Here is a 13,821-nt window from a genome sequence, read left to right on the forward strand (position 1 = left end):
TCAACTCGCCTCACGCAGCAGATAGCCCAGGCCGCGCAAGGTTACGATCTCGGCTTTGCTGCCCTCCAGCTTTTTGCGCAGACGATGAATGTAAATCTCGATGGCGTTCTCATCAGTCTCGCTGTCGAAATCGTAAATACCTTGAACAAGTGTTGTCTTGCTGACGGTGGTTCCGATGCGCCGCAGAAGCTGTTCCAGAACTGCATGTTCTTTGGGTGCAAGTGACAGTGGATCGTCTCCGAGTGAAAACAGCCGGGTGTTGGTGTCGAAACGCAAAAGGCCGCAGGTCACAACAGGCGCTGTCCGCTGACTGGACCGGCGAAGATGCGCACGGATGCGCGCTTCAAGTTCGCTGAGTTCGAACGGCTTTGCCAGATAATCGTCAGCACCGGCATCCAATCCGCGGATACGTCCGTCAAGACTTGCATTGGCCGTCAGGATGATGACAGGCACCTCATTGCCTCTGCCGCGGATGTGCTCCAGCACGTCGAGCCCGGTTTTGTCCGGCAATCCGAGGTCGAGAACCACGAGATCATACTCCGTGAAGGCGAGCGCCTGTTCCGCATCCGCCGCGTCGTGCACAGTATCGACGCTGTAGTTCGACTGCTGCAAGCTTTTTGCCAGCCAGTTTGCGAGGGTGAGATTGTCTTCGACGAGCAGAATTCGCATGAGTGACGATGATAGTGGTTTCTGTTCCGCGTCAAGAAGCTTGGGCGTTGAAACGATGGATGAGATGAATATCTTCCGGCTCGCGCTTGAAGAGCAATGGATCAGGCGTCGTGGTGACTTTTGCACCTTGCTTCACATAAAAATCGATGGTCCGCCGTGTGGGTGTCGCAGAAATATAGAAACCTTCTGCTCCGGCCTCCTTCGCAATGGCCACGCTGCGACGATAAAGTTCACCAGCAAGTCCCAATCCCCGGACTGTCTTCCCCACATGCATGAAGCCGAGCTGGTACAATTCGGGATAGGCACCGACAGGGCGTACATCCGTAACTGCGACGGCCACCAGAGTGCCATCGAGATAGGCGCCAAGAAATACGCCGCCGTGGTCGTGACAGTCGAGCAGGATATGTGTGTAGATTTCCGCTTCGCCCTCCGGCCAGCCCTGCACATCGTAGAATTGTGGCTCCAGCAGGAGTTGCTCTCCTTCGAGGCGATACATTTCCTCGATGATCTCGCTGCGATCAATTTGCCAGATGTCAGTCACTTCGCTGCGCTGCAGTGGACGTATGATGAAATCCGCATGCTTCTTTTCGTGTACCATGACCGCCGCCTTCGAAATTTCATTTGTACGATGAACTATCGTTTCATCGATAGGCACTCAAGGGGGAGCAGAAGTGGCGATCGCAGCGCTTCTACGAACTTGTTGGCAATTTGTCAGGAGGAACCTCTCATATTGCAAAAACTCACAATAATTTTGACCAATATCATGGCTACTCCCCGCCATTTGTCTCGGGTACTGCTGAGTACAGGTGCGAGGAATATTGAGGCGTGTGGGAGGCTAACAGCTAACTTCAATCGGACGAATTGACCGAAACAGCTTGTTGAGGGCAGAAAACTGCCTGAAAATGAGCGATTTCGCATCAACTCTCCGATCTGCCCTTGCGAGAGCGGGGCCTGAGTTCTATCAGCATCATCAAAAATTGCAGTCTGAGGAAGGTTCGGCAATTGCATTGCCTGAATGTCCTGATGCCCGCCGCCATCTTGTATGGCGTCGGTGAAATGATCGATGGAGCCGAGTTGAAAAACCATCACGATATCTGGGATATCGTCGACGCCAAGAGCGCCGCATATTTCGAACTGAGCGATACGGTTTGGGATAATCCTGAAACAAACTACGAAGAGTACAAATCGAGCGATGCCCATGCGGCGATGCTGGAAGCCGAAGGGTTTCGCGTCGAGCGTGGTATTGCGGGCCTGCCGACTGCGGTGATGGGCGAAGCTGGCGACGAAGGACCGGTCATCGCCATCCTTGGTGAGTTCGATGCATTGCCGGGCCTCAGCCAGATATCTGGACTGGTTGAAGAGCAGCCAGTCGAGGCCGGCGGCCATGGACATGGCTGCGGTCATAACCTGTTGGGCTCAGGGTCGTTGCTCGCTGCTGCGGCAGTGAAGGATTATCTTGCCGCACAGGGCATCAAGGGCCGCGTGCGCTATTACGGTTGCCCGGCGGAAGAGGGCGGTTCAGCCAAGGGGTTCATGGTCCGCGAAGGACTTTTTGACGATGTGGATATCGCGTTTTGCTGGCACCCGGCGCCTTTTGCTGGTGTAAACGATCCGGTTTCGCTTGCCTGCAACGAAATCAATTTTCACTTCAGCGGTCGCGCAGCCCATGCTTCGTCAGCCCCGCATCTGGGGCGCAGTGCGCTGGACGCAGTTGAACTGATGAATGTCGGCGTGAACTATATGCGTGAGCATATGCCGTCCACGGCGCGCATTCATTACGCTGTGACCGATACAGGTGGTTTTGCGCCGAATGTCGTGCAGGCCAAGGCAACGGTGCGTTATCTCGTTCGCGCCCGCAGCCTGCCGGAAATGCAGACCCTTCTGGAACGCGTCAAGAAGATTGCCGACGGCGCGGCGCTGATGACCGAAACGACGGTCCGCAGCGAAATCGTCAGCGGCGATGCCGATCTGATTGGCAACACGCCGCTGGAACAGATGATGCAGCTTCAGCTCGAGCGACTCGGACCTCCGGACTTCGATGAGCAGGACCGTGAAACTGCAAGCCGTTTCCAGAAGACACTGTCCAGGGAAGACATTTCAGATGCTTTCCGCCGCTTCGGCGTCGAGCCGAAAGATGGCCTCGCGCTTTGTGAAGATATCTATACGCCCTATAAAGGCGATAATACCCTCGTCGGCTCTACCGATGTCGGCAGCGTGAGCTGGGTCGTGCCCACCGTGCAGATGCGCGGCGCGACCTGCGCAATTGGCACGCCGCTTCATTCGTGGCAGATGGTGGCGCAGGGCAAGCTGCCCGCGGCGCATAAAGGCATGGCCCATGCTGCAAAGATCATAGGCAGCACGGCCATCGAATTGTTCCGTAATCCGGAGCAGATCAAGAAAGCCAAGCAGGATCACGAAAAACGGCTCGACGGAACCGTGTTCGTCAATCCGATTCCAGACAGCGTTCAACCCGCTCTGCCCGAAACCGCGAAATGACGCGGGCGGGCAGACAGAATCTGAAAATAGAAATGACATTCAATCCCCCAATTCCAACAGGGCCTGACGCATCATGAAGCAGATGGGCTTTCTCGATATTTTGAGCTTCGGGCCCGACGGCTGGGGCTACGTGCTGATGATGGGTGCACTGGTGAGCGTGGCGCTCGCCGTCCTGGGCTTCCTTCTTGGCGCTGCCATCGGCGTTTTTGCTGCCTGGGCGAAGATTTCCGGCGGGCGCACGCTTCGCGCTGTCGCCGATGGCTACACCACGATCATTCGCGGTATTCCGGATCTCCTCGTCATCTATCTGTTTTACTTCGGTGGCAGTGCGGCAGTCACAGCACTTGGCAAATATTTCGGCGCGGAAGGCTTCATTGGCTTTCCGGGCTTTCTTGCGGGTGTGCTGGCAATTGCCATTTCCTGTGGTGCGCACCACACCGAAGTGTTTCGTGGTGCATTCCGGGCCGTTTCCAAAGGTGAACTCGAAGCCGCTACTGCTTGCGGCATGGGCCAGATGCTGAAATTCCGCCGCATCATTGCGCCGCTGGCGCTGCGACATGCATTGCCGGGTCTTGGCAATGTCTGGCAGGTTTCGCTCAAGGAATCCGCTCTGGTGTCGGTTGCCGGTGTGGTTGAGCTTCTGCGTCAGGCACAGATCGGCGCTGGCTCGACCGGACTGCCCTTCAACTTCTTCCTCATTGCCGGTGCGCTCTACCTGCTGATTTCGTCTGTTTCCGGCGGACTTCTGCAGTTTGCCGAGCGTCACTTCTCGCGCGGCGTTCGGAGGGCAAAATGAGCCTTGAATTCTATTCCGATGCATTCTTCCAGATGCTGGGCGGCGTGCCGCTGACCCTGAAGCTTGCGGCAACTTCCATCGTGTTTGGTGCCATACTGGCCTTGCTTTTCGCCTTGATGCGCCTGTCGGGCATCAAGGTGCTGGACTGGATTGCCCGCCTTTATGTGTTCGTGTTCCGCGGAACACCGCTTCTGGTGCAGATATTCATCATCTATTACGGTCTCAGCCAGTTTCCGGCCATCCGTTACTCGTTCCTGTGGCCGGTTTTGCGCGAGCCTTACTGGTGTGCGATCATTGCGCTGACTTTGAACAACGCCGCCTATGCGAGCGAAATCATCCGTGGTGGCCTGCTGTCGGTGCCGCATGGCCAGATCGAAGCTGCAAAAGCCTGTGGCATGTCGTCCTTCACCTGCTTCCGTCGCATCGTCATGCCACTTGCGGTCCGTCAGGCATTGCCGGGTTACGGCAACGAGATGATATCGATGATCAAGGCAACCTCGCTTGCGTCGATCATCACACTCATGGAAGTGACTGGTATCGCAGCAAAGCTGATCGCCGAGAGCTATCGAGCCATAGAAATCTTCGTGATCGCCGGAGCGATCTACCTTGCCATCAACTTCGTTCTGACACGTGCGCTGATGTTCGCAGAATATAGACTGACCCCTTATCTGCGCCAGCCGGTCGTCAAGCTTTCCTCCGAAGGACAAACATCGTGAGCAAAATCGTTTCCCCCAATGCACCGGTGGCGCTGAAAGTCGAAAACCTGCGCAAGAGCTTTGGTGCGAATGAAGTGCTGAAAGGCATTTCGCTTGAAGCACGTGAAGGTGAGGTCATTTCGATCCTCGGTTCGTCGGGTTCCGGCAAGTCGACTTTCCTGCGCTGCATCAACCTTCTGGAAACACCGACGTCAGGCACTGTGACGGTTTCGGGCGAAACCATCCGTATGGCGAAGAATTCGAAGGGTGAAGCCTACCCGACCGACAAGAAACAGGTTTCGCGCATTCGTTCGGAACTGGGCATGGTGTTCCAGAGCTTCAATCTGTGGTCGCACAAGACCATTCTGGAAAACATCATCGAAGCGCCGATCTATGTGCAGGGACGCCCGCGCGCGGAATGCGTGGCAGAAGCGGAAGCTTTGCTGGCAAAGGTCGGCATTGCTGACAAGCGCGATTTCTATCCGGCCCATCTTTCGGGCGGACAGCAGCAGCGCGCCGCAATCGCCCGCGGACTGGCGATGAAGCCGAAAGTCATGCTCTTTGACGAGCCGACTTCAGCACTCGATCCGGAACTGGTCGGTGAAGTGTTGCGCGTCATGCGCGGCCTTGCCGAAGAAGGCCGCACCATGCTGGTCGTGACCCACGAAATGGGCTTCGCGCGCGACGTCTCCAACCGCGTCGTATTTTTCCATCAGGGTCTGGTGGAAGAAGACGGTGCGCCGGAAGACGTGTTCGGCAACTCGAAGTCGGAACGTTTCCGCAAGTTTATCAGCCACGAAAACGCTGCCTAATTACCGAAATTCTGTGTTCCGGCGTAAGCCGGACAGAAATAACCGCAACAGGATATCTGCAATGAAGACCACCGGACTTTTCAAAGCCGTGTTCATTTCCGCTCTCGCTCTGACGAGCGTCTCGGCCCATGCCGAGGAAAAGAAGTGGACAAAGATCACCATCGCCACGGAAGGTGCTTTCCGCCCTTACAACTTCACCAAGCCCGATGGCTCGCTGGATGGCTATGAAGTCGATCTCTACAAGGACCTCTGCGCCCGCATGAAGGTTGAGTGCACGATGGTTGCGCAGCCTTTCGACAGCATCATTCCGGCGCTCAATGCCGGCAAGTTCGATGCGATCATGGCTGGCCTTACTGCTACGCCGAAGCGCGAAGAAACTATCAGCTTCTCGATTTCCTATGGCTTGACGCCGCAGACCTTTGCGACGCTGAAGGACAGCCCTTACGCCAAGCTGCCGCATACCGGCGAAACCCTTTATCTCGCCAAGGATGAAGCGGCTGCCCAGAAGGCAATTGACGAAGTATCGGCTGAAATCAAGGGCCGCACCGTCGGCGTCCAGACCGCTTCGCTCGGCCTGTCGCTGCTCGACAAGTATTTCAAGGATGGCATCGACATCCGTGAATACAAGACCACGGAACAGCACGACCTCGACCTGAAGTCTGGCCGCGTAGATCTGATCGTGGCTTCGCTCGCTTACCTCACGGATGCGGCCAAGAAGCCGGGCAACGAAGACATCGTCATGACCGGTCCGTTCTTCAAGGGCGGCATTCTGGGCCGTGGCGTTGCTGTCGGTCTGCGCAAGGACGATACCGAACTGAAGAAGATGTTCGACGTTGCCATTGAAGCTGCAAAGGCTGACGGCACGATCAAGCGTCTGTCGGAAAAGTGGTTCGGCTTCGACGTTACGCCGTAATTTTCGAGTGACATCATAAGCAAAGCGCCGCCTTTGGGCGGCGTTTTCATTTGGGAGTATGCAAACCTTCACATCAAACCAGCGAGCGCCTATAAGATCGCCAGAAGTCTGCTGAGAGCCAAAAACTTACTGTGAGGGTGTGATGGTAAAGATCGGTTTCGTGACTGTTTCCGACCGCGCAAGTCGCGGGGAGTACGAAGACCTTAGTGGCCCTGCCATGGAAGCGTGGCTGAAAAGCGCTGTCGTCACGCCTTATGAAACAATCCGCCGTGTCATTCCCGATGGCATGGAATCGGTACGCGACACGCTTATCGATCTTTGTGACAACGAGGCCTGTGATCTTATCCTGACCACGGGTGGCACGGGACCAAGCCCGCGCGATGAAACACCGGAAGCCATGCAGGCCGTTCTGCACAAGGAACTGCCCGGTTTCGGCGAACTGATGCGCCGCGTCAGCCTGGAACAAACCCCGACCGCCATTCTATCCCGCCAAACGGCAGGCAGTCGCGGCAAGAGCTTCATCCTCAATCTTCCCGGTAAACCAGCTTCAATTGCCATGACCTTGCAGGCAATTTTTCCGGCAGTGCCTTATTGTCTCGACCTCATCGAAGCCGGGCGTATCGACACCGATCCGGCAGTCGTGAAAGCCCATCGACCGGGCTGAATTTTCGCCAGAGCTATGTTTGCGGGCGTAGTAGAACGCACCTCGGGGCTCATGTCGCGACGAAATTGCGCAACCCAGCTTTGCGCTTTTGCATAATTTCCATGCTTGCTTTTCCCTGAGTCAGGACTGAATAATAGGGAAAAAGAAGGGGAATTAAGTGAAGCCATTTGACGAGATGCTCAACCATGGCGGGAATGTCCGCCAACCATATGAATTTCTCAAGCAGTGGCTCGACAGCCAAGACCCGCACAAACTTCTGCAGAAAAGCGATGACGCCGAAAGCGTTTTCCGCAAGACGGGCATCACCTTTGCTGTCTACGGCGATCAGGAAGCGGGCGAGCGCCTCATTCCCTTCGATATCATCCCGCGTATCATTTCAGGTCAGGAATGGCGGCGTCTGTCGCAGGGCATCGAACAGCGTGTGATGGCGCTTAACGCCTTCCTCGATGACATTTATCACCGTCAGGAGATTGTCCGGGCAGGGCGCATTCCGAAAGACCTGATTTCCAAGAATGAAGCCTTCTTGCCCGAGATGATCGGCTTCCGTCCTCCGGGCAATGTCTACACCCATATTATCGGCGTCGATATCGTGCGCACCGCCGAGAACCAGTTCTATGTGCTGGAGGACAATGCCCGCACGCCATCCGGCGTTTCCTATATGCTGGAAAATCGCGAGACGATGATGCAACTCTTTCCCGAGCTGTTTCAGAACGTCAAGGTTCGCCCGGTTGAGAATTATCCGCAATTGTTGCGCCAGTCGCTGGCAAGTGTTGCGCCTCCCGGCACGCAGGATGTGCCGACCGTCGCGGTGCTGACACCCGGCATTTATAATTCAGCCTATTTTGAACACGCATTCCTTGCCGACCAGATGGGCGTCGAACTGGTCGAGGGAAGCGATCTGCGCGTCGTTGACGGACGTGTCGCGATGCGTACCACACAAGGTTATCGCGCTATCGACGTGCTCTATCGGCGTGTGGACGATGCGTTTCTCGACCCGCTGACATTCAGGCCGGATTCGACGCTCGGCGTTGCAGGCATCATGGATGTCTACCGGGCAGGGAATATCACGATTGCCAATGCGCCCGGAACCGGCATCGCCGACGACAAGGCGATCTATTCCTACATGCCGGAGATCGTGGAGTTCTATACGGGTCGCAAGGCCATTCTCGAAAATGTTCCGACCTGGCGTTGTTCCGAACCAGATAGCCTTGCTTATGTGCTCGACAATCTTGCCGAGCTTGTCGTCAAGGAAGTGCACGGCTCCGGTGGTTATGGAATGCTGGTAGGCCCCGCGTCGACAAAGGCCGAACGCGATGCTTTTTCAGAGAAACTGAAGGCAAGGCCGCGCAACTATATCGCGCAGCCCACGCTTGCGCTCTCAACGACGCCCATCTTTACCGAGAGCGGGCTGGCGCCACGCCATGTCGATCTGCGCCCATTTGTTCTGGTTTCGGATCGCATCCGCATCACACCCGGCGGGCTCACCCGTGTGGCATTGAAGGAGGGATCGCTTGTCGTGAATTCCAGCCAGGGCGGCGGAACCAAGGATACGTGGGTACTCGACGACTGAAACTGCATTAACGTGCTGCAACTGACGACAAGATCAGGGCGCGAAAAGGGGAATGATTTATGCTTCTTGGCCGTACGGCAAACGGACTTTACTGGATGTTCCGCTACATAGAGCGTGCCGAAAACATGGCACGTCTCGTCGATGCGGGGCTTCGCATGGCGCTGACGAAAACGTCTGACGCACCGGAGGAGTGGTCTTCGGTCGCGGTTTCAGCGGGTGCAAGTCAGGGCTTCTCTGCAAAATACGACGTCTATAACGCCGCCAATGTTGCGGACTTCCTGCTGCGCGATGCAGACAATCCATCAAGCGTGATGACCTGCATTGAAACCGCGCGTTCCAATGCCCGCATGGTGCGCACGGCGCTGACGCGCGAGGCGTGGGAAAGCGTAAACGAAGCATGGATGTCACTGAAAAAGTCGCTGTGTAAGCCGTTGAAGGAAAGTGACCTTCCGCAGCTTCTCGACCAGATCAAGCGCGAGACGGCGCTCATTCGCGGCTCTTTCCATGGCACGATGCTGCGCAACGAAATCTTCGACTTTGCAAGCCTTGGTACTTTCATCGAACGCGCTGATAATACGGCTCGTATTCTCGATGTGAAATATTATGTCCTGCTGCCTGCGATATCCTATGTCGGCACGACGCTGGACAATTATCAATGGGAATCGATCCTGCGGTCGGTCTCCGCGCACCGCTCTTATCGGTGGGTCTATGATGGTGATTACCGTCCTGCGCAAGTCGCGGACTACCTGATCCTGAACGGCCGTATGCCGCGTTCACTCCATTACTGTTATCGCAGCATCGCCGAACATCTGGATTACCTGTCGAAAGATTATGGCAATCGTGCTGCCTGCCACGCGACAGCGGACAAAATCTATGCAAGCCTGCAAAATCAGGACATATCCGCGATCTTCGATGTGGGCTTACATGAGTTTCTGACCGAATTCATCACTCGCAACAACCGGCTCGGCAACGAGATTGCTGAAACCTATAATTTCTATTGAGGTCTTCGCTTGCTGCTCAACATCCGGCACGTTTCACATTATCGCTATGAGCATCCGGTTCCTTATGCGGTGCAAAGGTTGCGGCTGCGTCCGCCAACGGTGCCGGGCCAGATGGTCAAGCACTGGGAGTTAAAAATCGAAGGCGGTGAGCCGGAGGTTTCCTATGTCGACGGCTTCGGCAACAAGACCGATCTGGTCCAGCATTCTCGCAATATCAATGAAATTGTCATAACCGCCAGCGGCAGCGTCGAGATGGAAGACCGGGCCGGAGTGCTTGGATCAGTCTATGGTTATGCGCCGCTCTGGCTCTTCGAGCGCGAGACGCCGCTGACTGCGCCGGGCGAACGCATCAAGGCGCTGGCAGCTGATCTCACGACCGGGCAGGAACGGCTTGCCCTGATGCACGATCTGATGAACACCATCCACAAGGCGGTCGCCTATATGCCGGGGACGACGAGCGTTTCAACGGATGCTGAAAGCGCTCTGGAAAGTGGGAAGGGCGTTTGCCAGGATCACACGCATGTTTTCCTTTCCACAGCCCGATTGATCGGCATTCCGGCGCGATACGTATCGGGATATCTGATGATGGAAGGTGTGGAAGAACAAACCGCAAGTCACGCATGGGCTGAAGCCCATATTGATGGTCTGGGATGGGTGGGGTTCGATGCCGCCAACAATATTTGTCCGAATGACCGTTACGTGCGGATTGCAACCGGCCTCGACTATCGTGATGCGGCCCCGATTTCCGGCGTTCGTCTGGGCGGCACGGTGGAAAGCCTTGCGGTTCACATCAATGTAGGGCAGTGATCTTTCTGGATAGCGAGTTGCCTGCCGGATATTGCTTATGACCTATTGTGTTGGAATGAAAATCGATCGTGGCCTTGTGTTCATGTCCGATACACGGACGAATGCCGGGCTCGACAATATTTCTGTCTTCTCAAAAATGCGAAGCTGGTCAGAGCCCGGCGAGCGCGTGATTGTTCTGCTTTCGGCGGGAAACCTCGCGACAACGCAAGCCGTTGCAAGTCTTCTGGAAGAACGGATGAAAGCTCCGGCAGACAGGCACCCTTCGGTTTTCGACGCGCCTTCCATGTTTCAGGTTGCGCGTCTTGTCGGCGACACCGTCAAGGAAGTGATCCAGAACTCCGCTACCGGTGGACAGAATGCCGATGCTTTCGGCGCATCGTTTATTCTCGGCGGACAGATCAAGGGCGGACAATCGCGCCTTTTCTATATCTATCCCGAAGGCAATTTTATCGAGAGCTCGGCCGATACGCCTTTTTTCCAGATTGGCGAGAACAAATATGGAAAACCGATCCTCGTGCGCGCTTATCAGGAGCAGATGAGTTTCGAGGAAGCGGTGAAGCTGCTGCTGGTTTCGTTCGATTCCACACTGAAAGCCAACCTTTCAGTTGGGCTTCCGCTCGACATGCAGATTTATGAAGCGGACAGTTTTGTAACTGGCGCTCGCAGACGGTTCGAGGCCACCGATCCTTACTATCAAACCGTATCGGAAAGCTGGTCGGAAGCGCTGAAATCCGCACTGGAAAAATTGCCGCCGTTCAGTTTCGACGACGAGTAAAAAGGCCGGGCACTTTGCCCGGCCTTTTCGTATCGCATCAGTCCTTCGTTACGGTCTGAACATAGTTGGCATCGGCCACCATGTTGAAATCGTGCACATTCGGACCCGTCACAGCCGTTTCAATCTGCTGATAGATGATCGCGAACGGGCTTGTTTCCTGAAACTTCTTTTGAAGATCATGATACATCGTCTCACGTTTGGCTGTATCGCGCTCTTCAACAGCAGCCATTGTTTCCGCCGTCAGTTCCGGAATTTCCCAATGCGCCTGCCAGGCGTTGGTGCGCATCGAAACATCTTCGCCATTGTTTGGATTGTTGGTGAACGTGACCGCATTGGTATGCGGATCCCAATAATCCGGTCCCCATATACCCAGCGCCAACTGGTGCTTGCGTGCGCGAACCTTGGTGGTGGTCAGCTTGCCGTCACCCTGCAGGATTTCCACCTGAACGCCTGCTTTACCCATCGTCTGCTGAATGCTTTCCGCTATCCCGACGAATGGCTGGCTGTTACGTACATCAAGCGTCACCTTGAAACCGTCCTTGAGGCCAGCTTTGGCGAGAAGTTCCTTGGCTTTATCGACGTCGTAGGTGAATGGCTTGTCGCCGACAGCACCGAACATGCCGAGTGGCAGGAAGGACTGGTGCGTGCGACCGATACCCTTGATGAGCTTCGCTTCTATCGTATCGTAATCGACCAGGTATTTCAGTGCCTGCCGGACTTCGGGCTTTGCGAGTTCAGGTACATTCTGGTTGGCGACCAGATAATAGACGCGCCCCTTCGGGGCGTTGATGACATGGTATTTCTGATCCTTGCTCAATTCCTCGATATCGCCAGGTTCCAGATTGCGTGCAATGTCGATGTCGCCCGCCTGCAAGAGCAGGCGCTGCGAAACGCCTTCTTTCACGTGGCGATAGATAACGCGCTTCATTGCCGGTTTTGCATCGCTATAATTTTCGTTGCGCTCCAGAAGCAGGACTTCATTTGCGCGCCATTGCTTCAATGCGAAAGGACCGGAACCGGCGTAATTGGTCTTCAGCCATTCATAACCGAAATCGGTTTCGTAAGGAAAATCCTTGGTCTTCTCTGCCTTCTGCTCATGCTCCTTGACCAACTTGCTGTCGACAATCGACGCAACGCTGGATGTCAGACAGTTCAGGACGAAGCTTGGCGCAAACGCCTTGCCGGTCGTGAACACAAGCGTTTCGTCGTCGGTGGCAACAATATTCTGATCGGCATTATCGCGAGTGAGACCGAACTGGCTGAGGATGAAGGCCGGGCTCTTGTCGAGCTTGATCGCGCGCTGCAGCGAATAAGCGGCGTCGTGTGCCGTCAGCGGGTTGCCGGAGGCGAATTTTAGGCCCTTGCGGATTTTGAACGTGATCGACTTACCGTCATCGGAAAAGGCCCAGCTTTCGGCAATCTGGGGGATGATCTTCGTCGGGTCCTTGGTGTCAGTCGTGACGAGGCGTTCATAGGTGCTGGTGAGCACTTCAGACGTCGTGATCTCGAAGATTTCCGCCGGGTCGAGCGAAATGACGTCATCTATGCTCATGGCAATGACGAGCGTGTCAGTCGGTGTAGCTGCTTCCACTGCCTTGGGTGATGCCGATAGAAAGAGCGTGAATGCCAGTGCGGCTGGAATCGATGCGCGCAGCAGCTTTCGTGCAAGGCCATATCTTGTATGGTCTGCCTTCGAGTTATTCTGAATGAGTGACAGTATTACGGTCGTCATGCAACTTCCCCTCCGGGCTGTGCAATACGCATATGTTGCGCAATCGCAGCCCTGCATTGATGAAGCTTCAAGAGCCTGTCGCTTTGTTCGCGACTCTCTTCAAAGCTTCTCCATTACAGCCAGCTTTTGGGGAGGGGACAACGGTCTGATGAAATATTTTTCCGCGGAAATGCAAAAGCCGGAGGAAAATTCCCCCGGCTCAATTCATACAGTACAATCAGGCGATTAGAAGAACACTTTGAAGCGGTCGCCATCGTCCATGAAAGCCTTTTCAGCAAAAGGCTGTTCGTTCGAGCCGAACGGCATCTGTGCGCGGAGCTTCCACGAAGCCGGAACGTCCCAAGCCTTGGCGACTTCGTGGTCGATCAGCGGGTTGTAGTGCTGAAGGCTGGCACCAATGCCGGCGTTGGCGAGCGCGGTCCAGACCGAATGTTGCGCCATACCGCCCGACTGTTCAGACCAGACCGGGAAGTTGTCAGCGTAAAGCGGGAAGTTTTCCTGAAGACCCTTAACGACGTTCTGGTCTTCATAGAACAGAACCGTGCCTGCACCGGCGGAGAAGCTGTCGATTTTGGCTTCGGTCTGGGCGAAAGCGTCGGCAGGAACGATCTTGCGAAGTGTTTCCTTCACGATGTTCCACAGCCTGTCGCTCTCGGCGTCAAACAGGATCACAGCGCGCGAGCTCTGCGAATTAAACGAAGACGGCGTATGCTTGACCGCTTCGCGGATCAGCTCGGCGGTGTCTTCATTCGACAGCGGAAGGGACTTGCCCAGAGCGTACTGTGTGCGGCGCTTCTTGATGGAATTCAGCAGAGAATTGTTCATTATTCTGTCCTGTTTTTCAGCGGTTCAACAGGCTGTCTGGCTTGGGATTTTCAAGACAACCTCATG

14 protein-coding genes are annotated in these 13,821 nt (G+C 55.4%); 10 read left to right on the forward strand and 4 right to left on the reverse strand.

What is annotated here, in order from left to right:
• Positions 1-669, reverse strand: a complete 669-nt coding sequence (locus tag OANT_RS18175; RefSeq protein WP_010658714.1) for a response regulator — start codon at positions 667-669, stop codon at positions 1-3.
• Between the two features lie 31 nt (positions 670-700).
• Entirely contained in the window at positions 701-1,267 is a 567-nt protein-coding gene (locus OANT_RS18180; protein WP_010658715.1) for a GNAT family N-acetyltransferase, read from the reverse strand.
• Between the two features lie 425 nt (positions 1,268-1,692).
• Between OANT_RS18180 and OANT_RS18185 the strand changes: the two genes are divergently transcribed.
• From OANT_RS18185 to OANT_RS18230, 10 genes are all read left to right on the forward strand, one after another.
• A complete protein-coding gene (locus tag OANT_RS18185) occupies positions 1,693-3,165 on the forward strand; it encodes a M20 family metallopeptidase (protein ID WP_012092928.1) in 1,473 nt (490 codons plus the stop codon).
• 73 nt (positions 3,166-3,238) lie between these two features.
• The gene (locus OANT_RS18190; RefSeq protein ID WP_010658717.1) at positions 3,239-3,961 is read left to right on the forward strand and encodes an ABC transporter permease; all 723 of its coding nucleotides are present in this window, start codon (positions 3,239-3,241) and stop codon (positions 3,959-3,961) included.
• Positions 3,958-4,677: an ABC transporter permease gene (locus tag OANT_RS18195; RefSeq protein ID WP_012092929.1), complete on the forward strand. Its 720-nt coding sequence runs from the start codon at positions 3,958-3,960 to the stop codon at positions 4,675-4,677. The genes OANT_RS18190 and OANT_RS18195 overlap by 4 nt, the downstream gene beginning before the upstream one ends.
• On the forward strand, positions 4,674-5,468 hold the full coding sequence (locus OANT_RS18200; protein WP_012092930.1) for an ABC transporter ATP-binding protein: 795 nt from the start codon (positions 4,674-4,676) through the stop codon (positions 5,466-5,468). The genes OANT_RS18195 and OANT_RS18200 overlap by 4 nt, the downstream gene beginning before the upstream one ends.
• A 61-nt stretch (positions 5,469-5,529) precedes the next feature.
• Complete coding sequence (locus tag OANT_RS18205; RefSeq protein WP_010658720.1) at positions 5,530-6,381, forward strand: transporter substrate-binding domain-containing protein; 852 nt, start codon at positions 5,530-5,532, stop codon at positions 6,379-6,381.
• Positions 6,382-6,523: 142 nt separating this feature from the next.
• A complete protein-coding gene (gene mog / locus OANT_RS18210; protein WP_010658721.1) occupies positions 6,524-7,045 on the forward strand; it encodes a molybdopterin adenylyltransferase in 522 nt (173 codons plus the stop codon).
• Positions 7,046-7,202: 157 nt separating this feature from the next.
• Positions 7,203-8,615, forward strand: a complete 1,413-nt coding sequence (locus OANT_RS18215) for a circularly permuted type 2 ATP-grasp protein (RefSeq protein ID WP_012092931.1) — start codon at positions 7,203-7,205, stop codon at positions 8,613-8,615.
• 59 nt (positions 8,616-8,674) lie between these two features.
• Complete coding sequence (locus tag OANT_RS18220) at positions 8,675-9,616, forward strand: alpha-E domain-containing protein (RefSeq protein ID WP_010658723.1); 942 nt, start codon at positions 8,675-8,677, stop codon at positions 9,614-9,616.
• Positions 9,617-9,625: 9 nt separating this feature from the next.
• Positions 9,626-10,423, forward strand: a complete 798-nt coding sequence (locus OANT_RS18225; RefSeq protein ID WP_012092932.1) for a transglutaminase family protein — start codon at positions 9,626-9,628, stop codon at positions 10,421-10,423.
• 37 nt (positions 10,424-10,460) lie between these two features.
• Positions 10,461-11,198, forward strand: a complete 738-nt coding sequence (locus tag OANT_RS18230; RefSeq protein WP_012092933.1) for a proteasome-type protease — start codon at positions 10,461-10,463, stop codon at positions 11,196-11,198.
• A 37-nt stretch (positions 11,199-11,235) separates the two neighbouring features.
• Here the strand turns inward: OANT_RS18230 and OANT_RS18235 are convergent, their stop codons facing one another.
• Both OANT_RS18235 and OANT_RS18240 read right to left on the reverse strand, forming a co-directional pair.
• Entirely contained in the window at positions 11,236-12,930 is a 1,695-nt protein-coding gene (locus OANT_RS18235) for an ABC transporter substrate-binding protein (RefSeq protein ID WP_012092934.1), read from the reverse strand.
• Between the two features lie 225 nt (positions 12,931-13,155).
• Positions 13,156-13,755, reverse strand: coding sequence for a nitroreductase family protein (locus OANT_RS18240; protein ID WP_012092935.1), 600 nt, complete (start codon positions 13,753-13,755; stop codon positions 13,156-13,158).
• Positions 13,756-13,821 lie beyond the last annotated feature (66 nt).

This window comes from Brucella anthropi ATCC 49188, from assembly GCF_000017405.1.
GTDB classification, from domain to species: Bacteria; Pseudomonadota; Alphaproteobacteria; order Rhizobiales; family Rhizobiaceae; genus Brucella; species Brucella anthropi.

Coding starts and splice junctions, on each gene's coding strand:
- OANT_RS18240 (WP_012092935.1), bottom strand. CDS start 13,755: ATGAACAATTCTCTGCTGAATTCCATCAAGAAGCGCCGCACACAGTAC.
- OANT_RS18175 (WP_010658714.1), bottom strand. CDS start 669: ATGCGAATTCTGCTCGTCGAAGACAATCTCACCCTCGCAAACTGGCTG.
- OANT_RS18180 (WP_010658715.1), bottom strand. CDS start 1,267: ATGGTACACGAAAAGAAGCATGCGGATTTCATCATACGTCCACTGCAG.
- OANT_RS18205 (WP_010658720.1), top strand. CDS start 5,530: ATGAAGACCACCGGACTTTTCAAAGCCGTGTTCATTTCCGCTCTCGCT.
- OANT_RS18195 (WP_012092929.1), top strand. CDS start 3,958: ATGAGCCTTGAATTCTATTCCGATGCATTCTTCCAGATGCTGGGCGGC.
- mog (WP_010658721.1), top strand. CDS start 6,524: ATGGTAAAGATCGGTTTCGTGACTGTTTCCGACCGCGCAAGTCGCGGG.
- OANT_RS18190 (WP_010658717.1), top strand. CDS start 3,239: ATGAAGCAGATGGGCTTTCTCGATATTTTGAGCTTCGGGCCCGACGGC.
- OANT_RS18220 (WP_010658723.1), top strand. CDS start 8,675: ATGCTTCTTGGCCGTACGGCAAACGGACTTTACTGGATGTTCCGCTAC.
- OANT_RS18185 (WP_012092928.1), top strand. CDS start 1,693: ATGCCCGCCGCCATCTTGTATGGCGTCGGTGAAATGATCGATGGAGCC.
- OANT_RS18235 (WP_012092934.1), bottom strand. CDS start 12,930: ATGACGACCGTAATACTGTCACTCATTCAGAATAACTCGAAGGCAGAC.
- OANT_RS18230 (WP_012092933.1), top strand. CDS start 10,461: ATGACCTATTGTGTTGGAATGAAAATCGATCGTGGCCTTGTGTTCATG.